This is a genomic window from Pontitalea aquivivens (assembly GCF_046507575.1).
Classification (GTDB): Bacteria; Pseudomonadota; Alphaproteobacteria; order Rhodobacterales; family Rhodobacteraceae; genus Pontitalea; species Pontitalea aquivivens.
In genome coordinates this window covers 373,018-394,433 of record NZ_JBKFEY010000002.1, presented here as the reverse complement: position 1 = coordinate 394,433, position 21,416 = coordinate 373,018, and the positions used below count along the sequence as shown (strand labels likewise).

Sequence of the window (21,416 nt, the reverse complement as noted above, 5' to 3'; positions counted from 1 at the left end):
CTGCCCGGCGCTGTGCCGGGTTTTTTTGTAGGACTGTGAAAGATGCGTTTTGGTATGATGACGGCCCTGACCGCAGCGGTAATGGCTGTCACATTTGCACTGCCGGCTTCGGCCAAGGATCGCCGGGTCGAGGTGATCAACAACACCGGCTACACGATCGTGGAATTTTACGGATCGAACACCGGCACCACGAACTGGGAAGAAGACATTCTGGGCGTCGATGTCCTGCCGCCCGGCGATTCGGTCGTGATCGATTTCAACGACGGCTCGGACTATTGCATGTTCGACATGAGGATCGTGTTCGAGGATGGCGACGAGCTGATCGAAGAAGGGCTCGATACCTGCACCACCGAGAGCTTTACTCTCGAATAATCTGCAGCTGACGACGGGAACCGGGACGATGTCCCGGTTTTCTGCGGTCGCAAAGTCATAAAATTACAAAACCAGAACCTCCTCCATTGCATTATTGCGCGACCGTTAGTATCTCGGTCTCAGACCAGCGCCGATTCTGCGCTGCGGCGACTGCAAAGGAGACTGGACCATGGCACTGGACCAAAACACCGGAATCGCGCCCTACGATGCGCCGGAAAAAGACCTTTACGAAATTGGCGAGATGCCGCCGCTGGGCCATGTGCCCAAGAAGATGTACGCTTGGGCGATCCGCCGCGACCGCCACGGCGAGCCGGACACATCCTTTCAGGTCGAAGTCGTCGACACCTGGGAAATCGACAGCCATGAGGTGCTGGTTCTGGTGATGGCCGCGGGCGTCAATTATAACGGCGTCTGGGCGGGCCTTGGTGTGCCGATCAGCCCGTTCGACGGGCACAAACAGCCTTATCACATCGCGGGCTCGGACGCCTCGGGCATCGTGTGGAAGGTGGGCGACAAGGTCAAACGCTGGAAGGTCGGCGATGAGGTCGTGATCCATTGCAATCAGGACGATGGCGACGACGAGGAATGCAACGGCGGCGATCCGATGTTTTCGCCCACGCAGCGGATCTGGGGCTATGAAACCCCCGACGGGTCATTCGCGCAATTCACCCGCGTGCAGGCCCAGCAGCTGATGCCGCGGCCCAGGCACCTGACCTGGGAGGAAAGCGCCTGCTATACGCTGACGCTGGCCACCGCCTACCGGATGCTGTTCGGCCATGAACCCCACGACCTGAAGCCCGGCCAGAACGTGCTGGTCTGGGGCGCGTCCGGGGGGCTGGGATCCTTCGCGATCCAGCTGATCAATGCGGCGGGGGCGAATGCGATCGGCGTGATTTCCGACGAAACCAAGCGCGACTTTGTCATGAGCCTGGGCGCCAAGGGCGTCATCAACCGCAACGAATTCAAATGCTGGGGCCAGCTGCCCAGGGTCAACAGCCCCGAATACAACGAATGGCTGAAAGAGGCCCGCAAGTTCGGCAAGGCGATCTGGGACATCACCGGCAAGGGCGTGTCGGTGGACATGGTCTTTGAACACCCCGGCGAAGCGACCTTCCCGGTGTCCGCGCTGGTGTGCAAGAAGGGCGGCATGGTCGTGATCTGCGCCGGCACCAGCGGGTTCAACTGCACCTTTGACGTGCGCTATATGTGGATGCACCAGAAACGCCTGCAAGGGTCGCACTTTGCGCACCTGAAACAGGCCGCGTCCGCCAACCGCATGATGATCGAGCGTCGCATCGACCCCTGCATGTCCGAAGTCTTTCCCTGGGCGGAAATTCCCCAGGCGCACATGCTGATGCTGCGCAACCAGCACAAGCCGGGCAACATGGCGGTTCTGGTCCAGGCCCCGCGCACCGGCCTGCGAACCTTTGAAGATGCGCTGGAGGCTGGCCCCAAGGCATAACCCGCCTGGTCTTCAGCGACGGAACCCGCGCCGGAAGGCGCGGGTTTTTTCGTTCCCGGGGTCAGTGACCCAGGATCTGGCTCAGGAACAGCTTGGTGCGTTCGGATTTCGGGTTGTTGAAGAATTCCCTGGGCTCGTTCTGTTCGACAATCTGGCCCTGGTCCATAAAGATCACACGGTTTGCCACCGCCTGGGCAAAGCCCATCTCATGGGTGACGCACAGCATCGTCATGCCTTCCTCGGCCAGCTCGATCATGGTGTCGAGCACTTCCTTGATCATTTCCGGGTCCAGCGCGCTGGTCGGTTCGTCAAACAGCATGATCCGCGGCTTCATGCACAAGGACCGCGCAATCGCCACGCGCTGCTGCTGGCCGCCCGACAGCTGGCCGGGGTATTTGTGCGCCTGTTCGGGGATCTTCACCTTTTCCAGGAAATGCATCGCCGTTTCCTCGGCCTCACGCCTGGGCACCTTGCGCACCCAGATCGGTGCCAGCGTGCAGTTTTCCAGGATCGTCAGATGCGGAAACAGGTTGAAATGCTGAAACACCATCCCGACCTCGGACCGGACCTTGTCGATGTTCTTCAGATCCGAGGTCAGCTCGGTTCCATCCACGATGATCTGGCCGGCCTGATGTTCCTCAAGTCGGTTGATGCAGCGGATCAGCGTCGATTTGCCCGACCCCGACGGCCCTGCGATGACGATCCGTTCGCCGCGGTTCACCGTCAGGTTGATGTCGCGCAGCACATGGAAGGTGCCGTACCATTTGTTCATGTTGGTGATCTGGATCGCCACCTCATCGCTGACCGTCATCTGGCTGCGGTCGATGGCGCGGGCGAATTGCGGTTCCGTCATGGCGGACTCCTTATCGATGATCGCGCTTCAGCCTGTTTTCCAGATACATCGAGTATCGGGACATGCTGAAGTTGAAGAGGAAGAAGATGACGCCGACAAAGATGTAGGGTTCCCAGTAGATCCCCTTCCAGGCAAAATCGGCGCGGACGAAATCGGAAATACCCTTCAGCGGGTCGAACAGGCCCACGAACACCACCAGTGTCGTATCCTTGAACATGCCGATGAAGGTCGACACGATGCCCGGGATCGAGATCTTGAGCGCCTGCGGCAGAATGATCAGCCGCTGTGCCTTCCAGTAATCCAGCCCCAGCGCATCCGCGGCCTCATACTGGCCGCGCGGCAGGGCGGCCAGACCGCCGCGCACCACCTCGGCGATATAGGCGGCGGCGAACAGCGTCACCAGGATCATCACCCGCAGGATGATGTCGAAATTGGTGCCCGGCGGCAGGAAATAATTCAGCAACAAGGATGCCACGAACAGCAGCGTGATCAGCGGCACCCCCCGGATGAACTCGATGAAGCAGACCGACAAGGTTTTGACCAGGAACATGTCTGATTGCCGCCCCAGTGCCAGCATGATGCCCAGCGGCAACGACATCACGATGCCCCCCACCCCCAGCGTCACCGCCAGAAGGAACCCGCCGAACCGATCCGACGCCACCGGCGTCAGCGACACCGGCGCCAGCGCGCGCAGCGCATCGGCCAGCGGTCCCGCCCCCCAGGCCCAGAACGCCAGCGCCACGCCGATGGCGCCAAAGATGGCAAAGCCCGGCATGCGCGGTTCCAGCAGACGCAGGGCCAGATAGCCCAACACGACCCCCAGCACGATCATCACCTCGGGCCAGAGCGACCCGCCCCACAAAAGCCAGATCGCCAGCACCGGGTAGATCGCAGAAAACAGCAGCATCCTGCGTGGAAAGGCAGAAAACAACACCGGGGCCAGCGCCACGAACAACAGTACGAAGACAAGCACCGGGCGCCAATACAGTTCAGGCGGGTAGAAGCCGAACAGATACTGATGCCAGCGTTCACGGATCACCGCCCAGCAGGCGCCCGAAAGCCCCTCGCCCCAGGTGGCGGCAATGATCTGGCGGCATTCAGCCAGCGACCCGGCAGTCCAGACGGATCGGGCGAACCAGCCGTAATAATGGCTGACCAGCCAGTAGATGACGGCAACGCCCGCCAGCGTCAGCACCGTATTCAGCGGACCCGAGAACAGGTTTTCCCGCAGCCACCGGATCACCCCGGCCTGGGACGCGGGCGGGGGCTGTTCGGGCAGCATCGTGTCGCGGACATAGGCGACGGTCTGGGCGTGGGTCTCGCTCATCTCACCGCTCCTTCAGCTTCACGCGGGCGTTGTAGACATTCATCACCCCCGAAATCGTCAGCGAGATCGCCAGATAGATCAGCATCATCAGCAAGATCGCCTCCAGCTCGCGCCCCGTTTGGTTCAGCGTGATCCCCCCCAGCGTACCGCGCAGGTCCATGTAGCCCACCGCGATGGCCAGCGAGGAATTCTTGGTCAGGTTCAGGAATTGCGAGATCAGCGGCGGCACGATCACCCGCAACGCCTGCGGCAAGATCACCAGGCTCATGGTACGGCGCGGGCGCAGCCCCAGGGCAAAGGCCGCCTCGGTCTGGCCGCGCGAAATCGCCATGATGCCCGCCCGCACGATTTCCGCGATGAAGGCGCCGGTGTAAAGCGACAGCGCCAACCAAAGCACAACAAAGGAATTGGACACATTCGTGCCGCCGACAAAGTTGAACCCGCGCAATTCCGGCACACCAAGCCGGAAGCCCAGCGCGACCAGAACCGTCGCGGCCGGCACGACCAGCACCAGAAGCGATTGCCACCAGGTCACGGGCCGCACGCCGGTGGCTTCCTGAATGCGGCGGGCGCGGGCCAGAAGCCTGCGGTTGACCAGCACCGATCCGATCAGAACCGCGACGATCAGCAGGAAATCAATCGACACCGGCGCCAGCGGCGTGGCGATCGCGCCCAGTGAATTGGTGAATTCCACAGCCGGGATCGCGGTGTAGCGGTTGGTCGGCGCGATCATGCCAAACAGCATCTCTTGCCCGGCCACGCCGGTATCGGGGGCGACCCTGTAGGCATTCGGCGCCGGCATGGTTTCGGTAAAGATCGCCAGGATCACCAGAATCCACAACAGCAGCGGCACATTGCGGAAGGTTTCCACATAGACCGTCATCAACCGCGCGATCAGCCAGTTGCGCGACAGCCGCAGCACCCCCACGAAAACCCCGATGACCGTGGCCGCGATGCAGCCCAGAAACGAAATCCACAGCGTGTTGGTCAGCCCCACCAGCAGCGCGCGCCCATGCGTGCTGTCATTGGTATAGGGTATCAGCATCTGCCCGATGTCATAACCCGCACGGTTCGACAGGAAGCCGAAGTTGAAATCCTTGCCCAGCACCTGAAGATTGCGCACCGTATTGTCCACCAGCCAGGCAGCGCCTGCCATGAACAACATGAAGACGATGACCTGAATGGTCAGTGATCTGTAGCGTGTGTCATAGACAAGCTGGCTGAGCCGAAAGCCCGCTTTCGGCGGCTCGGAAGCGATCGTCATTCTACATCCCCTGATCCCGGGCGCCTTCGGCTTAGGCCGTATCGTTCGGGCACTTGCGCCCTGCGCTTCGGGGTGCCCCTTCGGGGCTTGTCGGTTTCGGGCGCGCAGGCAATGCCGCGCGCCCGGTTCATGCGCTTAGCGGAACGGCGGCGCGTAAAGCAGCCCGCCCTGGGTCCATTGCGCGTTCAGACCGCGGGCCAGACCGATCGGGGTGGATTCGCCGATGGTCGCGGCATAAATCTCGCCATAGTTGCCGCCGGCCAGGATCGCGCGCTTGGCCCAGTCGTTATCCAGCCCGATCATCTTGCCCAGATCGCCCTCGACGCCCAGCAGGCGGTTGATTTCGGGGTTCTGGGTGCCCTTGGACAGTTCCTCGATATTGGCCGAGGTCACGCCGTATTCTTCAGCCGCGATCAGCGCGTTCAGCGTCCAGCGCACGATGTCGCCCCATTCGCTGTCGCCATGCCGCACTGCCGGCCCAAGCGGCTCTTTCGAGATGATCTCGGGCAGGATGATGTGGTTGTCCGGGTCGGCAAAGGCCGCCCGCGTCGCTGCCAGCCCCGATGCATCGGTGGTGTAGGCGTCACAGGCGCCCGCGATATACTGTTGTTCGCCCTCGGCGTTGGAATCGATCGCGATGGGCTGATAGCTCATGTTGTTGGCCTTGAAATAGTCGGCCAGGTTCAGTTCCGTCGTGGTTCCGGTCTGGATGCAGATCGAGGCGCCGTCCAGTTCCTTGGCCGAGGACACGCCCAGATCCTTGCGGACCATGAAGCCCTGGCCGTCGTAATAGTTGACCCCGATGAAATCCAGCTTCAGGTCGGTGTCGCGCGAGAAGGTCCAGGTGGAATTGCGCGCCAGCATGTCAACCTCGCCCGAGGCCAGCGCGGTAAAGCGCGTCTGCCCGGTGGTCGGCACATATTTCACCTTGGACGCATCGCCCAGAACGGCAGCGGCCACCGCCTTGCAGACCGCGACATCAAAGCCCGACCAGTTGCCATTCGCATCCGGCGCGGCAAAGCCGACAAGCCCGGTGTTCACGCCACAGTTCAATTCGCCCCGCGCCTTCACGTCATCAAGCGTGGCCGCGGATGCGATGCCGGCCGCCAGACCGGCTGCGGTCAGCGTGCCGAGGAATACCGATGTTTTCATGTTTACCTCTTCCTGAGTTGCCACCCCTGACGGGTGGTTCTGTCGGCCCATCCGGCCGACGGTGTTGTGAGGTTGACCCCCAATGGTGAAACTTTGGGACATTTGGAAAGTCCGCGTCAAGTGAACTTTCAGGCGCTAACAGGTTGCGCGGCGTCAACACAGGTCGGGACCCCGTGTTTTGCATGAAGGGCGGACGACACGAAACTTTGTTACGTCAACCCCGGGCCAGATGCCAGAATCGTTCCGCGTCCAGCAGCGCCGCGCGCTTCAACGCGGCCTCTTCAGCGGCTTCCTCATCGGCGCCCCATTGTTCGATCTGCCAGGTTTCGTCGATTCGGGCGATATCCCAGGCCTCCTGCCCCGATATCCGCCCACGGGCCACCGCAAGCCCCAGCACCAGCGAACCGGTGATCGACACCAGATCGTGCAGCGCCGCCAGTTCGAATGCGCTCAGCGCCGTGACCTGATCCATCAACGCGTCCAGCGCCGCCCCCGGCTGCGCCACCGGGATCACGCCCTGCGTCACCACCAGACGCGCGCCCAGCGCCCCGGCGGCCCAATCCAGCAGCGGATCCCAGGCCGCCGCCTGACGCGCGATCAACGCGGGCGGTGCATCGGCGCGGTAGCACAAAAGATCGGTGCCGCCATAATCCGCAATCAGGGCTGCGACCTCGGCATGTTGCGGACGGACCTTGTCAATCGCGGCATTCGCGCTGCGGGTAACGGGCATGGTGCGCGGATCGACATCATCGCCCTGGGCATCCCATTCGACGGCGATCGCCGTGGCCATGGCACGCGTCGGCACCACCAGTGCGGCCTTGGCCGGTGTGCGCAACGGCCGGCCATCCAACTGCACGGCAAAACCATCCCCGCCCCCTTCGACCGAGGCCGCCTTCCAGAACCGTTTGGCGCGCCAGCCGCTCATGCCAGCACCTCAAGCATCGCATCCAGTGCGCCTTCCAGCGCCTCGAACGTGTCCACGATGCGGTCCGCGCCAGCAGCCAGCAACCGATCCACGGGGTGATAGCCCCAGCGTACGCCAATGGTGCCGGTGCCTGCGGCACGGCCCATTTCAATGTCGAAACTGGTATCACCGATCATCACCGCATCGCGCGCGCCCACCCCGGTTTCGGCAAGCGCCGCCATCAACATTTCGGGATGCGGCTTCGACGGGTGGTCATCGGCCACCTGCAGCGTATCAAAGACACCCTCCAGCGCGTGGGCCCTGATCAGCGCGTCCAGTCCCCGCCGGGATTTGCCTGTCGCCACCCCCAGCAACACATCACCGCGCCCGGCCAGCCGCACAAGCAGATCGCGCGCGCCGGGATAAAGCGGCGCCGGCTGGGCGGCACGGCTGGTGAAATAGCTTTGCTTGTAGCCCTCGACGATGCGGTCCTGATCCGCCACCGGCAGGCCGGGGGCCAGTTCGGCCACGGCCACGGGCAGCGACAGCCCGACGATGGACAGCACCGCCTCACGGTTTGGCGCGGGCAGGCCAACGGCTTCGAACCCCAGCGTCATCGCATGCAGGATATGCGCCTGGCTGTCCGAAATGGTGCCATCAACGTCAAAAACAAACAGCTTCATCAAAGATCCTCGAAAGGGTCGGCGGGCACATCGGCGGCGGACCAGCCCAGCGTTTTCCAGGTGCGCGCCATGTGGTCCGGCAGGGGTGCGATCAGGGTGATGCGCTTTTTCGTGATCGGGTGGTCAAAGCTGATCGAGCGGGCATGCAGATGCAGCTTGCGGCTGATTTCCCCGCCCAGTTGCGCGCCCCAGCCATCGCCCAGGTTTTCCTGCCCTGATCCGCCGTATTTTCCATCGCCCACAATCGGATGGCCCAGTTCGGCCATATGTGCGCGCAGCTGATGCGTGCGCCCGGTGATCGGCACCAGCGCCACCCAGGCGACCCGCGTACCCAGCGCATCCAGCACGGCATAATCGGTGGTGGCGCGCTTGGCGCCCTCGGTCTGGTCGATCCTGGCGGGGTGGATGCAGATCATCTTTTCGCCCTCGCCGCCGCGCCCATGCCCCGGGGCCTTCACCAGGCCAAAGCGCACCGTGCCCATTTTGGGGTTCGGCACACCGGCCACCGCGGCCCAATAGATCTTGCGCGTGGTTTTCAGCCGGAACGCCTCGGACAGCGCGCGCGCGACCCGATCGGTCCGCGCCAAAAGCAGCACGCCCGAGGTATCCTTGTCCAGCCGGTGCACCAGCTTGGGACGTTCCTTGTAGCCGAACATCAACGCGGCAGTCAGCCCGTCCACATGCCGGTCCCCCTGCCCCGAACCGCCCTGTGACGGCAGGCCCGGCGGCTTGTTCAGGGCGATGATATGTTCATCCTTCCACAACACGCAGGCCTGGATCATCTTTTCATCCGCGGCGCTTATGCCGGGTGTGCGGGGCGCGGCAGCACCGTTGCCGGGGCCGGGTGCAGGATCGGCCTTGGGCAGCGGCGGCACGCGCACTTCCTGCCCCGGCGCGACACGGGTCGAAGCCTTGACCCGCCCGCCATCCACGCGCAGCTGGCCCGTGCGGCACATCTTTTCCACCGCCCCTTGGGTTACCTGCGGAAAGCGCCGCTTCAACCAGCGGTCAAGGCGCTGTTCGCCCTCGGCCTCGGTCACTGTCAGGATCTGAACGCCGCTCATGCAAACCACCCCCGTGCCAGCGCCATGCCGGCGAAAAGCGCGGCCAGCGACAAGATCACCGACCCCGCGACATAGGCCGCGGCCAGACCGCCCGCGCCCCGTTCCCACAGGCTGACCGCATCCAGCGAAAAGGCTGAAAAGGTCGTAAAGCCCCCCAGAACGCCCGTCAGCAGGAAAGGCGCGAACCGCGTGCCCGCCTTTTGCGCCAACACCACCACCAGCCCCCCCATCAGCGCCGAGCCCAGCACGTTCACAACCATCGTGGCGTAGGGAAACCCCTGCCCCAGCACCCGCGGTGCGGAGATGTTCACAAGATAGCGCGCGCTGGCGCCCAAAGCGCCACCAAGGGCCACGGACAAAAGGGTCTGGATCATCGCGCCTCTCTTGCCCGCCATGCCGGCAAAGTCAACCGCCGCGCTTGTCACGCAAGCGTGCGAACCATTCGACGCGCTTTTTCAACTCGCGCTCAAATCCGCGTTCGACAGGCTGATACAGCACCGGGCGGCGCATCGTTTCGGGAAAATAGTTCTGCCCCGAAAAGCCGTCTTCGGCATCGTGATCATAGGCATAACCTTCGCCATAGCCCTGTTCTGCCATCAGCTTTGTAGGCGCGTTCAGGATATGCTTGGGCGGCGGTTCCGAACCGGTGCGGCGCGCTTCGGCCCGCGCGGCCTTGTAGGCGATGTAGCCCGCGTTCGATTTGGGGGCGAGCGCAAGATAGATCACCGCTTGCGCCAGGGCCAGTTCGCCCTCGGGGCTGCCAAGCCGTTCATAGGTTTCCCAGGCGTGCAGGCATTGGGTCTGCGCCTGCGGATCGGCAAGGCCGATGTCCTCGACCGCCATCCGGGTCAGGCGACGCGCCAGAAAGCGCGGATCCTCGCCCCCTTCCAGCATCCGGGCGAACCAATACAGCGCGGCATCGGGGTCCGATCCGCGCACCGATTTGTGCAGGGCTGAAATCAGGTTGTAATGTTCATCACCCGACTTGTCGTATTTCGCGGCACGGCGCATCAGACGCTGGCCCAGCGCCCCGGTCGTCAGGGGCGCGGTCAGTTTCCACGCCATGACCTGTTCGATCAGGTTCAAAAGCGCGCGGCCATCGCCATCGGCCATTTCCAGCAATGCCTCGCGCGCGGGGGCTTGCAACGGCAGCGCCCGGCCAAGCGCCTGTTCGGCCCGCTGCGCCAGCCGTTCCAGATCGGCCAGTGTCAGCCGTTCCAGCACGATCACCTGCGCGCGCGACAATAGCGCGGCGTTCAGCTCAAAGCTGGGGTTTTCGGTGGTCGCCCCGACCAGAAGGATGGTGCCATCCTCCATATGCGGCAGAAAGCTGTCCTGCTGGGCCTTGTTGAAACGATGGATTTCATCCACGAACAGCAACGTGCCGCGGCCTTGCGCATGGCGCAGGCGGGCTGCGTCAAAGACCTTGCGCAGGTCCGGCACGCCGGTAAAGATTGCGCTGATCTGCACGAAGGCGCGGTCGCTTTCCTGCGCCAGAAGCCGGGCGATCGTGGTTTTACCCACGCCCGGCGGCCCCCACAGGATCAACGACGACAGCGAACCGGCGGCCAGCATCGCGCCCAGCGGGCCTTCCGGGCCAAGGACATGCGCCTGCCCAATCACCTCGGACAGGCGTTGCGGGCGGATACGATCCGCCAGGGGGCGCGGTGCCTCGGGGTGCGGCGCGGCCGCGGGGGTGTCGAACAGATCCGGCATGCCCCTTCCTACCCCCGCCGCCCCCGCCGGGGAAGCCCCCCGCGTCAATGCATCTTGGTGGCCATGTTGATGTTGACGCAGATGCTGCGTGAACCGTCGATGTCCAGCACCGGCCCGGCCGCCACGCAATCCAGCCCCACGCGCCGGGCCAGCCGCGGCGAATGTTCCGGGATCAGCCCCAGCACCATGCTGGCGCCAAAGCTGCGCGCCGAGATCACCATTTCATGGATCAGCTGCATCTGCACCCGCAGCCGCATGTTTGCGGGCACATTGTCGGACACGAAGACCCGTGAACTTTCCCAGACATGGGGCGCAACCGGGGCCTCATCAAACAGCAGGTTCGAGGGGATCGACGCCAGAAGCCCGCGTTGCGCATCGCGGATCATGTAGGAATAGATCCCGCAGCGGTGTGTGGTGGGCGTCAGGCGCACGCCGGCCAGAACCTCGCCCCGGTCATGCACCGCAACCCAGCGGCTTGCAGGGGTGTCATACTGATCGAACTCCATCCCGTCAGCTTCGGGCAGGTCCCATTTCGCCTGCTGGATAAAGGTACGGTGACGCGCGCGAAACATGTTCGCGAACAGCTCGCCGTGGTTGTGAAGATTGGTGTAGGAAAGGGTTGTGACTTCCATCGTAGTGCCTCCTTCTGGGGGTTGAAAACCGTTCAGACGAGGCGCCACACCGCTAAAGCATCCGGTATTCCCGCGCCTTCCGCACCGCTTCGGACGTGGTGCGCGCTTCCAGGCGGATGCGGGCAGACTTCAATCTAGCCTTGAAAGCACTTTCAGAAATCCCAAGCTTGGCGGCGGCAGCGGTGTGACGATCCCCGTTCGCAATACATTTCAAAGCCTCGATCTGCGCCTCCGTCAGTTCGGACGGCGGCTTGGCCGCGATATGCAGCCGCACAGTGATATCCGTCAGCTTTTCCAGTTCCTCATCCGTGAATTCGCGGTCGGACCGGGCGATGCCGACGATCGAACGCGACGTGATCGGCCCATAGGAACAGGTGGCCCCGTATTTCAAACCGAACCCCGCCGCCTGCTTCATCACACTGAAGGGGTCGGGCATGGGGATCGCGCTCCAGCGGGTGGTGCCCGCGATGCCGATCCCCCAGAACACCACCGGATCGCGCAGATAATAGGCGTTGTCGCTGTAGTGCTTCTGCCAGGCCTGTGGATAAGAGCTCTGGAACAGAAGCGGTGTGGCAAAACGGATATGCAGCCCTGCGGAATAGCCGCAGGGCGCCATCGCATCCAACTCCTCCAGGAGCGCGCCGATCTCTTTGCTCACCATCATTATACTTTTAGACTGTTTGCTTCTGGACGCGTCAACCTTGAATTGAGCAAATACCTTTGGCGCCACCGAAAAACCGGTGGCGCCAAAGGCGCTTGTCCTCAATGCAGGTTCTGGGAAAAGTCCATGGACACAACTTGATTGTCAATGCCGTCGATGTTCATGACCGGCCCCATTGCGGTCATGTGAACCCCCACGCGCCCGGCCCAACGCGGCCAGTTGGCATTCAGCAGCGTCAGGCATGAGGTTGCCCCCAGGCGGCGCGCGGCATTTCCCAGTTCCATCACCAGCTTGGCGTGAACCCGGCGGCGCAACGCGGCGGGAACATCATGGGCCACGAACAGACGCGAGCTTTCCCAGACATGTTCGGCAACCGGCGCTTCGTCATAAAGAAGGTTCGACGGAATCGTCTCCAGCAGGCCGCGCTGCGCGTCACGAATCATGTAGGTATAGATCCCGCATTTCGTGGTGGTGGGCGTCAACCGGTTTCCGGCCAGAACGCGCCCGAATTCATCGTGCACCACGACCCAGCGGCTGGCCGGCGTATCGTATTGATCATATTCCATGCCCAGGGCCTCGGGCAGGTTCCATTTGTTGTGAACGATAAACAGCTCGCGCCGCGCGCGAAGCATGTTTGCGAAAAGCTCCCCGTGGTTGTGAATGTTGTCGAAAGCAAGGGTAGTGGTCTGCATGTCAGCCTCCTGCAGGGTTGGTGGTCAAGTCAATCCTGGCGGAGGGAACCGGGTTTCAGAGCAGCCTGTAATCCTTGGCGCGCTGGATCGCTTCTGCCGTCGTGCGCGCCATCAGCCGTTCGCGGGCCGAAATCAGCCGCGCCTTCAGCGCACTTTCGGAGATGCCCAGCTTCGCCGCCGCCGCCGCGTGGCGGTCGCCCCCCGCGATACATTTCAACGCCTCGACCTGTGCGGGCGTAAGTTCATCCGGCGGTTCGGTCATGGTGTGCAATTCCCACACGATCGCGGACAGGCGTTCGATCTCGGCATCGGTAAAATTCCGTTCGCCATGCGCAAAGCTTGCGATCGTGCGCGACCGGATCGGCCCGCAGGAAATCGTGACGCCATAATACAGACCGTATTTCCGTGCCTCGCGGAACAGATGGAACGGGTCCGGCAGGGCGGAATTGTCCCAGCGGCAGGCGCCCGTGCTGGAAAAACCCCAGGCCACCATCGGATCACGCAGAACATAGCCATTTTCGGTATAATGGTCGAGCCAGGCCCGGTCATAGGTCTGGAACATCATCAAGGGTGCTGTGAAACGGATGTGAAGCCCTACGGAATACCCGCGCGGTGCGAGTTGGGCCAGTTCCTTCAGCTTCAAATCGATTCTGCTTTGAATGGACATATCTTTTTAGACAGGTTCGCATGAAACCCGTCAATCTGAAAGATTTGGCTGACGCTAGGGCAGCTTCCTGCCCGGGTCCAAAGAAAAAACCCGCCCTAAGGGCGGGTTTCCAAGGCACCTGAAGTCGCCGGGATTATTCGGCGGCAGCTTCGGCCTCAAGGCGGGCCTTGTCGGCGGCACCCTTGGCATCACGGTCACGATCGACGAATTCGATGATCGCCATCGGGGCCATGTCGCCATAGCGGAAGCCGGCCTTCAGGATGCGAACGTAGCCGCCCTGGCGTTCCTTGTAGCGCGGACCGAGAATTTCGAACAGCTTGGCCACATACTGATCCTGCTTCAGCTGGGCTGCTGCCTGGCGGCGGGCATGCAGGTCGCCGCGCTTGGCAAGCGTGATCAGCTTTTCGATGATCGGGCGCAGTTCCTTGGCCTTGGGCAGGGTGGTCTTGATCTGCTCATGCTCGATGAGCGAGCCAGACATGTTGGCGAACAGCGCCTTGCGGTGTTCGTGGGTACGGTTCAGACGGCGGTAACCGCGAGCGTGACGCATGGGAATCTCCTAGTCGCGTTTTGCTTTGTGTTGCGGGCCTGCGTTGGGCCTGCGTCGTTGGGGCACCATGCCCAGGGTTCCCCGGCATTCCGGGCATTTCGGGGGCCGTCTAACCGACCGCCCCCGGAATTGTCAATCAGAACTGGTCTTCGAAACGCTTGGCCAGATCTTCGATGTTCTCTGGCGGCCAATCCTCGACTTCCATGCCAAGGTGCAGCCCCATGCCCGAGAGCACTTCCTTGATCTCGTTGAGCGACTTGCGGCCGAAGTTCGGCGTGCGCAGCATCTCGGCCTCGGTCTTCTGGATGAGGTCACCGATATAGACGATGTTGTCGTTCTTGAGGCAGTTGGCCGAACGGACCGACAGTTCAAGCTCATCAACCTTCTTGAGCAGCAGCGGATTGAACTCCAGCCCCTCTTCGGCCTCGCCCTTGCCGGCGGCTTCAGGCTCATCGAAGTTGACGAAGATCGACAACTGGTCCTGCAGGATACGCGCGGCATAAGCCACGGCATCCTCGGGCGTCAGGCTGCCGTCGGTTTCCACCTTCATCGTCAGCTTGTCATAGTCCAGCACCTGGCCTTCGCGGGTGGGCTGCACTTCGTAGCTGACCTTTTTCACCGGCGAATAGATCGCATCGATCGGAATCAGGCCGATTGGCGCATCTTCGGGGCGGTTCTTGTCGGCGGCGACATAGCCCTTGCCGGTGTTGACCGTCAGTTCACAGAAGAAATCGGCGCCTTCGTCCAGGTGACAGATCACATGGTCCTTGTTCAGAACCTCGATCCCGTTCGATTCGGAGATGTCGCCCGCCGTGACAACGCCCGGCCCCTTGGCCGAGATCGACAGCCGCTTGGGCCCTTCGACTTCCATTTTCAGCGCAACGCCCTTGAGGTTCAGGACGATGTCGGTGACATCCTCACGCACGCCGGCGACGCTTGAAAATTCATGCAGCACGTTGTCGATCTGCACCGAGGTGATGGCCGCGCCTTGCAGCGAGCTCATCAGCACGCGGCGCAGCGCGTTGCCCAGCGTCAGACCAAAACCGCGTTCCAGCGGTTCGGCGACGACGGTGGCCTGGCGGTGCGCGTCTGCGCCCGGCTTGACGTCAAGCTGCGCCGGCTTGATCAGTTCGGACCAATTCTTGTGGATCATGCGTTCGCCTCCATTCTTGTCCCAAGCCCATGTCCGTAAGCCGGGGACGCCCGAGGGAAAAATGCCAATAGACCCCGGGCCGCGCGAAGGGCGCGGCCCGGGGTTGAAACGGTTTGTCAGACGCGGCGGCGCTTGGGCGGCCGGCAGCCGTTGTGGGCGATCGGCGTCACGTCACGGATCGAGGTGATGCTGAGCCCGACAGCCGCCAGCGCGCGCAGCGCGCTTTCGCGGCCCGAACCGGGGCCCTGAACCTCAACCTCGACGGTCTTCATGCCGTGTTCCTGCGCCTTGCGGGCAGCATCCTCGGCCGCCATCTGCGCGGCATAAGGGGTCGACTTGCGCGAACCCTTGAAGCCCATGGTGCCCGAGGACGACCAGGAAATGGCGTTGCCCTGAACGTCCGAAATCAGGATCTTGGTGTTGTTGAAGGAAGAGTTCACATGAACGACGCCGGCGGCGATATTCTTGCGTTCCTTACGCTTCATGCGGGTCTTGTCACGAGCCATATCTCAACCCTCCCCTTACTTCTTCTTGCCGGCGATCGGCTTCGCCGGGCCCTTGCGGGTGCGGGCGTTGGTGTGGGTCCGCTGACCGCGGACGGGCAGGTTGCGACGGTGACGCAGGCCACGGTAGCAGCCAAGGTCCATCAGGCGCTTGATGTTCATCTGCGTTTCACGGCGCAGGTCGCCTTCGACGGTGTAGTTGGCGTCGATATGTTCGCGGATCGCAAGCACTTCGGCATCCGAAAGCTCATTCACGCGACGGGTACGGTCGATGCCCACGGCCTCGCAGATTTGTTCAGCGATGTGGGACCCGATCCCGGTGATGTAGGTCAGGGCGATGGGGACGCGTTTCCCCGTCGGGATGTTGACGCCAGCAATACGTGCCACGCGTATGTTCCTTTTCGTTGCGGTTCCGTAACCCCAGAACCTTTTTTCACAACAGAAGGCCCGACAGCATGGCTTCGGGCCGCTCATCGTGCGGGCGGGCGGGAAAACCCGTGATCCAACACGATTCTCTTCCGAGACGCCGTGACCTAGAGGGATTTCCCCCCAAGGTCAATACCATCCCGGCTTACGCGTCGCCCTGATCCAGGATTCGCGAAATCTCCCCCGCGACCTCATCGATCTCGGCCAGGCCGTCGATCGTGAAAAGGTCACCCAAGGCATAGTAATAACCGATCAGCGGCGAGGTCTTCTTGTAATATTCCATCAACCGCTGCTTCAGGCTGTCTTCATTGTCATCGGCCCGCCGTTTCAGATCGGTGGACCCACAGCAATCACAGACGCCGGGCCTGGCGGTGGGCTTGGTGACATCGTGATACACCTCACCGCAATTGCCGCAGGTGAAGCGGCCGGTGATCCGCGCGACAAGCGCCGCATCATCCACCCGCATCTCGATCACGGCATCCAGCTTTTGCCCCTTGCGCACCAGAAGCTTCCCAAGGGCGTCCGCCTGCGGCAGCGTCCGGGGAAAGCCATCGAAGATGAACCCGGCCCCATCGGCGCCAGCCATCTTTTCTTCGATCAGACCGATCACGATGTCATCGGTCACAAGCTCCCCCCGGCTCATGACATCGGCGACGCGCTTGCCCATCTCGGTTCCTGCGGCCATCGCCTCGCGCAGCATGTCGCCGGTGGACAGTTGGGTCATTCCCCGTTCTTCCACCAGTTTGCGCGCCTGCGTGCCCTTGCCGGCGCCGGGCGGCCCCAGAAGAATGATGTTGGTCATCGACGACCCTTTCCTTCGGAATCAGCGACGCGCCGGGGCTTTCTTTGCCCCCGACTTCTTCTTGCCGCGAAGTTGCGATTTCTCGATCAGCCCTTCGTATTGATGCGCCAGCAGATGCGATTGCACCTGGTTGATCGTGTCCATCGTCACCGACACCACGATCAACACCGACGTGCCGCCGAAATAGAACGGAATCGCCAGCTGCGCGCGCAGGATTTCGGGCAGCAGACAGACGGCGGCAAGATAGGCCGACCCCAGAACCAGAATACGGGCAACGACATAATCAAGGTAATCCTCGGTCTTCTTGCCGGGCCGGATACCCGGAATGAACCCGCCCTGATTCTTGAGGTTGTCCGCAACCTCATCGGACTTGAACGACACGTTCGCCGTGTAGAAATAGGCGAAGAACACGATCATCGCCGTGAAGAACAACAGGTAAAGCGGCTGCCCCGGCCCGAAATAGGCCAGGATCGTAGACATCACCGGCCCGGTCTGCGCCCCCGAGAAGGTCGAGATCGTCGTCGGCAGCAGCAGCAGCGATGAGGCAAAGATGGCCGGAATCACGCCTGCGGGGTTCACCTTGATCGGCAGATGGCTTGACCCGCCGTCATAGATCTTCATCCCGACCTGGCGGCGCGGATATTGGATGTGGATCTTGCGGAGCGCGCGTTCCATGAACACGACAAACCCGATCACCGCGACAACCATGACAATCACGCCCAGAATCACCGGCGTCGAAATCGCACCGGCCCGGCCCTGCGCAAAGAACTGCGCCAGCGCGGCGGGAATTTCGGCGACGATACCCACGAAGATGATCAGCGAAATCCCGTTGCCGATACCGCGGGCGGTGATCTGTTCACCCAGCCACATCAGGAACATCGTGCCGCCGACCAGCGTGATCACCACAGACATCTTGAAGAACAGGCCGGGATCATGCGCCAGATCGCCGGCTTCAAGGCTGACAGCAAGTCCCCAGGCCTGGAACAGCGCCAGCGCCACGGTGCCGTAGCGCGTGATCTGGTTGATCTTCTTGCGGCCTTGTTCGCCTTCCTTCTTCAGCTGTTCCAGCGCGGGAACCATCGCCGTCAGCAGCTGAACGATGATCGAGGCCGAGATATAGGGCATGATGCCAAGCGCGAAGATGCCCATCCGGCCAAGCGCGCCGCCGGTGAACATCGACAGGATGCCCCCCAACCCCGCCGCGGCGCCATCCATGAATTCCCGCAACGCGGCGGCATCGATCCCCGGCACCGGGATATAGGTCCCCAGCCGGTAGATGATCAGCAAGCCGATCGTGAAGAAGATTCGCTGGCGAAGCTCGGTCGCCTTGCCAAGGGCGCCCCAGCTGAGGTTCGCCGCCATTTGCTCTGCAGCAGATGCCATTTGCCCTGTCTCTTTCATGTCAGCGCCGCCGAACCGTTTCCCGGTCGGCGGCGCTTGGAAAACTTCTGCCTATGTAAGCGGCGCGAGAGCCGCCCACAACCGCTTATTCAGCTGCGGCAGCAGCCACCGTCAGTTTGCCACCGGCCTTCTCAACGGCTTCGATCGCCGCCTTCGACGCACCGGTCACATTCAGCGTGACTTTCGAGGTGATTTCGCCCTTCGCCAGAACGCGCACGCCATCCAGCTTGCGGCGCACCAGACCCGAGGCGACCAGCGCGTCCTCATTGATCTCGGCCTTCGCGTCCAGCTTGCCTTCGGAAATGAATTTCTCGATCAGGCCCAGGTTGATCACCGCGAAAGACTTGGCGTTCGGCTTGGTGAAGCCGCGCTTCGGCAGGCGGCGATACAGCGGCATCTGACCACCTTCGTAGCCACCGATAGCCACACCCGAACGGGATTTCTGACCCTTGATACCGCGACCGGCGGTCTTACCCTTGCCCGAACCCGGGCCGCGCGCAACGCGCTTTTTCTTGCGGGCGGCGCCTTCGTTGTCGCGTAGTTCATGCAGTTTCATGTCGCTTACTCCTTGGCCGGAACTGCCCCACCAGCGACGGAGGGGGCAAACACGGCATTTCTTCTTGGTTTCGAAACGCGCGATGGCATTCCACCCGCGCCTAATAAAAGGAAAGGGCGCGCGGATCAAGCCCGCGCGCCCCATCATTGTTCAACGCGATCAGCCGCGCTCTTCCACGATGGCGACAAGATGCGGGATCTTGTTGACCATGCCGCGCACCGAAGGCGTATCCTCCAGCTCGCGGGTGCGGTTGATCTTGCCCAGACCCAGACCCTTCAGGGTCGCGGCCTGCACCGCGGGACGGCGCGCGGGCGAAGCGATCTGCTTCACGACGATGGTTTTCTTGGCCATGCCCACAGCTCCTTACGCTTCTGCCGTTTCGGCGGTCTTGCCCAGGATGTCGGCCACCTTCTTGCCGCGGCGCTGCGCGACGTTGCGGGGGCTGGCTTCCTTTTTCAGACCATCGATGGTGGCGCGGATCATGTTGTAGGGGTTCTGCGAGCCGAGCGATTTCGCCACGACATCCTGAACGCCCAGCATCTCGAACACAGCGCGCATCGGACCACCGGCGATGATCCCGGTCCCGGGAACCGCGGTCCGCATCACGACCTTGCCAGCGCCATGACGGCCCTCGATGTCGTGATGCAGCGTGCGGCCATCGCGCAGCGGTACACGCACCAGGCTACGCTTTGCCTGTTCGGTCGCCTTGCGGATCGCCTCGGGCACTTCTTTCGCCTTGCCCTTGCCGAAGCCCACACGCCCGCGCTGGTCGCCGACAACCACAAGCGCCGCAAAGCCAAAGCGTTTGCCGCCCTTCACGGTTTTCGACACGCGGTTGATCGCCACGAGACGATCGGCGAATTCCGGGGTTTCCTCACGTTCGCGACGGTCCTCGCGACGATCCCGGCGTTGTTCACGTTCTGCCATGTTCGTCTCCTTAGAACTTCAGGCCGCCTTCACGGGCAGCATCGGCCAAAGCCTTGATCTTCCCATGAAAGAGGAAACCGCCACGGTCAAAGTAGCACTCTTCGATGCCGGCCTTCTTGGCACGCTCGGCAATTGCCGCGCCCACCTTCGCCGCCGCTTCGACGTTGTTCTTGCCCACGACGCCAAGATCCTTTTCGAGGGTCGAGGCCGCGGCAAGGGTCACGCCCTTGACGTCGTCGATCAGCTGCACGCTGATATTCTTCGAAGACCGGTGAACCGACAGGCGCAGACGGCCATTGGCCATCGCCCGCAGTTTGTTCCGTACGCGCAGGCGGCGCTTGAGGAACAGCTCTCGTTTGTTGTTCGCCATTTTTGCGCCCCTTACTTCTTCTTGCCTTCCTTGCGGAAGACGAACTCGCCCTTGTAGCGGATCCCTTTGCCCTTGTAGGGCTCGGGACGCTTCCAATCGCGGATGTTCGCGGCGACCTGGCCAACAAGCTGCTGGTCGATCCCTTCCACAACGATTTCGGTCTGCTTCGGTGCCGAAACGGTCACACCGGCCGGAACCTCGAAGTTCACTTCGTGGCTATAGCCCAGCGACAGTTTCAGAACGTTGCCCTGCATCGCGGCACGGTAACCAACGCCCTGGATCTCAAGCTCTTTCTTGAAACCCTGCGAAACGCCGGTTGCCAGATTTTCAACCATCGAGCGGGTCATGCCCCACTGCTGGCGGGCCCGCTTCGAGGTGCCGCGCGGCGTGACGGTGACCGCATTGCCATCCAGTGCGATGGTCACGTCGTCGGTCGCGGTGAACGAACGGGTCCCCTTCGGGCCCTTCACTTCAACCGTCTGACCGGACACCGTGGCAGTCACGCCCTTCGGCAGTTCAACGGGCTTCTTCCCAATCCGAGACATCCTGCCCTCCTTAGAACACGGTGCAGAGCACTTCACCGCCGACATTGGCTGTGCGTGCGGCCGCGTCCGACATGACGCCTTTCGGCGTGGAGACGATGGAAACGCCAAGGCCGTTGCGGACCGAGGGGATTTCCTTGACCGAAGCATAAACACGACGACCAGGGGTCGAAACGCGCTTGAGTTCGCGGATCACCGGGGTGCCCTCGAAATACTTCAGGCTGATTTCCAGCGCCGGATGGCCGTCAGCCCCGGTCACTTTTTCATACCCGCGGATATAACCTTCCGAAGCCAGCACATCCAGGACCCAGGCACGCAGCTTGGACGCCGGCGTGCGAACCGTGGACTTGCCGCGCATCTGCGCGTTGCGGATGCGGGTCAGCATATCGCCGAGAGGATCGTTCATCGACATATCCCGATCTCCTTACCAGCTCGACTTCACCATGCCCGGGATCTGGCCGAACGAGGCCAGTTCGCGCAGCATGATCCGCGAGAGTTTGAGCTTACGGTAGTAAGCATGGGGACGGCCGGTCAGCTGGCAACGGTTGTGCAGCCGGGTCGCCGACGAATTACGGGGAAGTTCCGCGAGCTTCAGAGACGCCTTGAAACGCTCTTCCATCGGGCGGGACTGATCGGCGACCACTTCCTTCAGCGCGGCGCGCTTGGCAGCGTATTGCTTGACCAGTTTGGCGCGCTTTTTCTCGCGCTCGACCATAGAGACTTTTGCCATATCTTCT

The 21,416-nt window shown here is 62.4% G+C and carries 28 protein-coding genes; 2 read left to right on the top strand and 26 right to left on the bottom strand.

Features of this window, described 5'->3' with window-relative positions; all coding sequences use genetic code 11:
* The first annotated feature begins 81 nt into the window (after nt 1-81).
* Together ACK8OU_RS05510 and ccrA are read left to right on the top strand one after the other, a co-directional pair.
* The gene (locus tag ACK8OU_RS05510) at nt 82-372 is read left to right on the top strand and encodes a hypothetical protein (RefSeq protein WP_410302365.1); all 291 of its coding nucleotides are present in this window, start codon (nt 82-84) and stop codon (nt 370-372) included.
* A gap of 169 nt (nt 373-541) precedes the next feature.
* Nucleotides 542-1,834 (top strand): crotonyl-CoA carboxylase/reductase, encoded by a 1,293-nt coding sequence (gene ccrA, locus ACK8OU_RS05505; RefSeq protein ID WP_410302364.1) that lies wholly within the window; start codon nt 542-544, stop codon nt 1,832-1,834.
* 61 nt (nt 1,835-1,895) lie between these two features.
* On the opposite strand, the gene ACK8OU_RS05500 is transcribed toward ccrA, so the two are convergent.
* From ACK8OU_RS05500 to rpsN, 26 genes are all read right to left on the bottom strand, one after another.
* A complete protein-coding gene (locus ACK8OU_RS05500) occupies nt 1,896-2,687 on the bottom strand; it encodes an amino acid ABC transporter ATP-binding protein (RefSeq protein WP_410302363.1) in 792 nt (263 codons plus the stop codon).
* A gap of 10 nt (nt 2,688-2,697) precedes the next feature.
* Nucleotides 2,698-4,014, bottom strand: a complete 1,317-nt coding sequence (locus ACK8OU_RS05495; RefSeq protein WP_410302362.1) for an amino acid ABC transporter permease — start codon at nt 4,012-4,014, stop codon at nt 2,698-2,700.
* 1 nt (nt 4,015) lies between these two features.
* Entirely contained in the window at nt 4,016-5,278 is a 1,263-nt protein-coding gene (locus tag ACK8OU_RS05490; RefSeq protein ID WP_410302361.1) for an amino acid ABC transporter permease, read from the bottom strand.
* A 135-nt stretch (nt 5,279-5,413) separates the two neighbouring features.
* The gene (locus tag ACK8OU_RS05485; protein WP_410302360.1) at nt 5,414-6,430 is read right to left on the bottom strand and encodes an amino acid ABC transporter substrate-binding protein; all 1,017 of its coding nucleotides are present in this window, start codon (nt 6,428-6,430) and stop codon (nt 5,414-5,416) included.
* Between the two features lie 214 nt (nt 6,431-6,644).
* Nucleotides 6,645-7,355, bottom strand: coding sequence for an ATP12 family chaperone protein (locus tag ACK8OU_RS05480; protein WP_410302359.1), 711 nt, complete (start codon nt 7,353-7,355; stop codon nt 6,645-6,647).
* Complete coding sequence (locus ACK8OU_RS05475) at nt 7,352-8,017, bottom strand: HAD-IA family hydrolase (protein ID WP_410302358.1); 666 nt, start codon at nt 8,015-8,017, stop codon at nt 7,352-7,354. Before ACK8OU_RS05475 ends, ACK8OU_RS05480 begins: the two co-directional genes overlap by 4 nt.
* Complete coding sequence (locus ACK8OU_RS05470) at nt 8,017-9,081, bottom strand: RluA family pseudouridine synthase (RefSeq protein ID WP_410302357.1); 1,065 nt, start codon at nt 9,079-9,081, stop codon at nt 8,017-8,019. The genes ACK8OU_RS05475 and ACK8OU_RS05470 overlap by 1 nt, the downstream gene beginning before the upstream one ends.
* Complete coding sequence (gene crcB, locus ACK8OU_RS05465) at nt 9,078-9,455, bottom strand: fluoride efflux transporter CrcB (RefSeq protein ID WP_410302356.1); 378 nt, start codon at nt 9,453-9,455, stop codon at nt 9,078-9,080. Before crcB ends, ACK8OU_RS05470 begins: the two co-directional genes overlap by 4 nt.
* 31 nt (nt 9,456-9,486) lie before the next feature.
* Complete coding sequence (locus ACK8OU_RS05460; RefSeq protein WP_410302355.1) at nt 9,487-10,797, bottom strand: replication-associated recombination protein A; 1,311 nt, start codon at nt 10,795-10,797, stop codon at nt 9,487-9,489.
* A gap of 44 nt (nt 10,798-10,841) precedes the next feature.
* Nucleotides 10,842-11,429 (bottom strand): acyl-homoserine-lactone synthase, encoded by a 588-nt coding sequence (locus ACK8OU_RS05455; RefSeq protein WP_410302354.1) that lies wholly within the window; start codon nt 11,427-11,429, stop codon nt 10,842-10,844.
* 52 nt (nt 11,430-11,481) lie between these two features.
* A complete protein-coding gene (locus ACK8OU_RS05450) occupies nt 11,482-12,195 on the bottom strand; it encodes a helix-turn-helix transcriptional regulator (protein WP_410302353.1) in 714 nt (237 codons plus the stop codon).
* A complete protein-coding gene (locus ACK8OU_RS05445; protein WP_250042294.1) occupies nt 12,192-12,782 on the bottom strand; it encodes an acyl-homoserine-lactone synthase in 591 nt (196 codons plus the stop codon). The genes ACK8OU_RS05450 and ACK8OU_RS05445 overlap by 4 nt, the downstream gene beginning before the upstream one ends.
* A 55-nt stretch (nt 12,783-12,837) precedes the next feature.
* The gene (locus tag ACK8OU_RS05440) at nt 12,838-13,449 is read right to left on the bottom strand and encodes an autoinducer binding domain-containing protein (RefSeq protein WP_410302352.1); all 612 of its coding nucleotides are present in this window, start codon (nt 13,447-13,449) and stop codon (nt 12,838-12,840) included.
* A gap of 133 nt (nt 13,450-13,582) precedes the next feature.
* Nucleotides 13,583-13,999, bottom strand: coding sequence for a 50S ribosomal protein L17 (gene rplQ / locus ACK8OU_RS05435; RefSeq protein ID WP_250042298.1), 417 nt, complete (start codon nt 13,997-13,999; stop codon nt 13,583-13,585).
* A gap of 136 nt (nt 14,000-14,135) precedes the next feature.
* A complete protein-coding gene (locus ACK8OU_RS05430; RefSeq protein ID WP_410302351.1) occupies nt 14,136-15,152 on the bottom strand; it encodes a DNA-directed RNA polymerase subunit alpha in 1,017 nt (338 codons plus the stop codon).
* Nucleotides 15,153-15,268: 116 nt separating this feature from the next.
* Complete coding sequence (rpsK, locus tag ACK8OU_RS05425; protein ID WP_410302350.1) at nt 15,269-15,658, bottom strand: 30S ribosomal protein S11; 390 nt, start codon at nt 15,656-15,658, stop codon at nt 15,269-15,271.
* Between the two features lie 15 nt (nt 15,659-15,673).
* Entirely contained in the window at nt 15,674-16,042 is a 369-nt protein-coding gene (gene rpsM, locus ACK8OU_RS05420) for a 30S ribosomal protein S13 (RefSeq protein ID WP_410302349.1), read from the bottom strand.
* A 184-nt stretch (nt 16,043-16,226) separates the two neighbouring features.
* The gene (locus tag ACK8OU_RS05415; protein ID WP_410302348.1) at nt 16,227-16,883 is read right to left on the bottom strand and encodes an adenylate kinase; all 657 of its coding nucleotides are present in this window, start codon (nt 16,881-16,883) and stop codon (nt 16,227-16,229) included.
* Nucleotides 16,884-16,904: 21 nt separating this feature from the next.
* Entirely contained in the window at nt 16,905-18,266 is a 1,362-nt protein-coding gene (secY, locus tag ACK8OU_RS05410; protein ID WP_410302347.1) for a preprotein translocase subunit SecY, read from the bottom strand.
* Between the two features lie 103 nt (nt 18,267-18,369).
* Nucleotides 18,370-18,840 (bottom strand): 50S ribosomal protein L15, encoded by a 471-nt coding sequence (rplO, locus tag ACK8OU_RS05405; protein WP_410302346.1) that lies wholly within the window; start codon nt 18,838-18,840, stop codon nt 18,370-18,372.
* Nucleotides 18,841-18,999: 159 nt separating this feature from the next.
* Nucleotides 19,000-19,191 (bottom strand): 50S ribosomal protein L30, encoded by a 192-nt coding sequence (gene rpmD, locus ACK8OU_RS05400; RefSeq protein ID WP_250042308.1) that lies wholly within the window; start codon nt 19,189-19,191, stop codon nt 19,000-19,002.
* Between the two features lie 12 nt (nt 19,192-19,203).
* Nucleotides 19,204-19,767, bottom strand: coding sequence for a 30S ribosomal protein S5 (rpsE, locus tag ACK8OU_RS05395; protein ID WP_250042310.1), 564 nt, complete (start codon nt 19,765-19,767; stop codon nt 19,204-19,206).
* A gap of 10 nt (nt 19,768-19,777) precedes the next feature.
* Entirely contained in the window at nt 19,778-20,137 is a 360-nt protein-coding gene (gene rplR, locus ACK8OU_RS05390; protein WP_410302345.1) for a 50S ribosomal protein L18, read from the bottom strand.
* Nucleotides 20,138-20,148: 11 nt separating this feature from the next.
* Entirely contained in the window at nt 20,149-20,682 is a 534-nt protein-coding gene (gene rplF / locus ACK8OU_RS05385; RefSeq protein ID WP_410302344.1) for a 50S ribosomal protein L6, read from the bottom strand.
* A gap of 10 nt (nt 20,683-20,692) precedes the next feature.
* Nucleotides 20,693-21,091, bottom strand: a complete 399-nt coding sequence (gene rpsH / locus ACK8OU_RS05380; RefSeq protein WP_250042317.1) for a 30S ribosomal protein S8 — start codon at nt 21,089-21,091, stop codon at nt 20,693-20,695.
* 12 nt (nt 21,092-21,103) lie between these two features.
* Nucleotides 21,104-21,409, bottom strand: a complete 306-nt coding sequence (gene rpsN, locus ACK8OU_RS05375) for a 30S ribosomal protein S14 (protein WP_250042320.1) — start codon at nt 21,407-21,409, stop codon at nt 21,104-21,106.
* Nucleotides 21,410-21,416: the final 7 nt, after the last annotated feature.

Excerpts from the sequence above, each read along its gene's own strand:
- ACK8OU_RS05480 (WP_410302359.1), bottom strand. The coding sequence starts at position 7,355 with ATGAGCGGCTGGCGCGCCAAACGGTTCTGGAAGGCGGCCTCGGTCGAA.
- ACK8OU_RS05430 (WP_410302351.1), bottom strand. The coding sequence starts at position 15,152 with ATGATCCACAAGAATTGGTCCGAACTGATCAAGCCGGCGCAGCTTGAC.
- ACK8OU_RS05460 (WP_410302355.1), bottom strand. The coding sequence starts at position 10,797 with ATGCCGGATCTGTTCGACACCCCCGCGGCCGCGCCGCACCCCGAGGCA.
- ACK8OU_RS05485 (WP_410302360.1), bottom strand. The coding sequence starts at position 6,430 with ATGAAAACATCGGTATTCCTCGGCACGCTGACCGCAGCCGGTCTGGCG.
- secY (WP_410302347.1), bottom strand. The coding sequence starts at position 18,266 with ATGGCATCTGCTGCAGAGCAAATGGCGGCGAACCTCAGCTGGGGCGCC.
- ACK8OU_RS05455 (WP_410302354.1), bottom strand. The coding sequence starts at position 11,429 with ATGGAAGTCACAACCCTTTCCTACACCAATCTTCACAACCACGGCGAG.
- rplO (WP_410302346.1), bottom strand. The coding sequence starts at position 18,840 with ATGAAACTGCATGAACTACGCGACAACGAAGGCGCCGCCCGCAAGAAA.
- rpsK (WP_410302350.1), bottom strand. The coding sequence starts at position 15,658 with ATGGCTCGTGACAAGACCCGCATGAAGCGTAAGGAACGCAAGAATATC.
- rpsE (WP_250042310.1), bottom strand. The coding sequence starts at position 19,767 with ATGGCAGAACGTGAACAACGCCGGGATCGTCGCGAGGACCGTCGCGAA.
- ACK8OU_RS05495 (WP_410302362.1), bottom strand. The coding sequence starts at position 4,014 with ATGAGCGAGACCCACGCCCAGACCGTCGCCTATGTCCGCGACACGATG.
- ACK8OU_RS05500 (WP_410302363.1), bottom strand. The coding sequence starts at position 2,687 with ATGACGGAACCGCAATTCGCCCGCGCCATCGACCGCAGCCAGATGACG.
- crcB (WP_410302356.1), bottom strand. The coding sequence starts at position 9,455 with ATGATCCAGACCCTTTTGTCCGTGGCCCTTGGTGGCGCTTTGGGCGCC.
- ACK8OU_RS05440 (WP_410302352.1), bottom strand. The coding sequence starts at position 13,449 with ATGTCCATTCAAAGCAGAATCGATTTGAAGCTGAAGGAACTGGCCCAA.
- rpmD (WP_250042308.1), bottom strand. The coding sequence starts at position 19,191 with ATGGCCAAGAAAACCATCGTCGTGAAGCAGATCGCTTCGCCCGCGCGC.
- ACK8OU_RS05445 (WP_250042294.1), bottom strand. The coding sequence starts at position 12,782 with ATGCAGACCACTACCCTTGCTTTCGACAACATTCACAACCACGGGGAG.
- rplF (WP_410302344.1), bottom strand. The coding sequence starts at position 20,682 with ATGTCTCGGATTGGGAAGAAGCCCGTTGAACTGCCGAAGGGCGTGACT.
- rpsH (WP_250042317.1), bottom strand. The coding sequence starts at position 21,091 with ATGTCGATGAACGATCCTCTCGGCGATATGCTGACCCGCATCCGCAAC.
- rpsN (WP_250042320.1), bottom strand. The coding sequence starts at position 21,409 with ATGGCAAAAGTCTCTATGGTCGAGCGCGAGAAAAAGCGCGCCAAACTG.
- ACK8OU_RS05415 (WP_410302348.1), bottom strand. The coding sequence starts at position 16,883 with ATGACCAACATCATTCTTCTGGGGCCGCCCGGCGCCGGCAAGGGCACG.
- ccrA (WP_410302364.1), top strand. The coding sequence starts at position 542 with ATGGCACTGGACCAAAACACCGGAATCGCGCCCTACGATGCGCCGGAA.
- ACK8OU_RS05470 (WP_410302357.1), bottom strand. The coding sequence starts at position 9,081 with ATGAGCGGCGTTCAGATCCTGACAGTGACCGAGGCCGAGGGCGAACAG.
- ACK8OU_RS05490 (WP_410302361.1), bottom strand. The coding sequence starts at position 5,278 with ATGACGATCGCTTCCGAGCCGCCGAAAGCGGGCTTTCGGCTCAGCCAG.
- ACK8OU_RS05475 (WP_410302358.1), bottom strand. The coding sequence starts at position 8,017 with ATGAAGCTGTTTGTTTTTGACGTTGATGGCACCATTTCGGACAGCCAG.
- ACK8OU_RS05510 (WP_410302365.1), top strand. The coding sequence starts at position 82 with ATGGCTGTCACATTTGCACTGCCGGCTTCGGCCAAGGATCGCCGGGTC.
- rplR (WP_410302345.1), bottom strand. The coding sequence starts at position 20,137 with ATGGCGAACAACAAACGAGAGCTGTTCCTCAAGCGCCGCCTGCGCGTA.
- rplQ (WP_250042298.1), bottom strand. The coding sequence starts at position 13,999 with ATGCGTCACGCTCGCGGTTACCGCCGTCTGAACCGTACCCACGAACAC.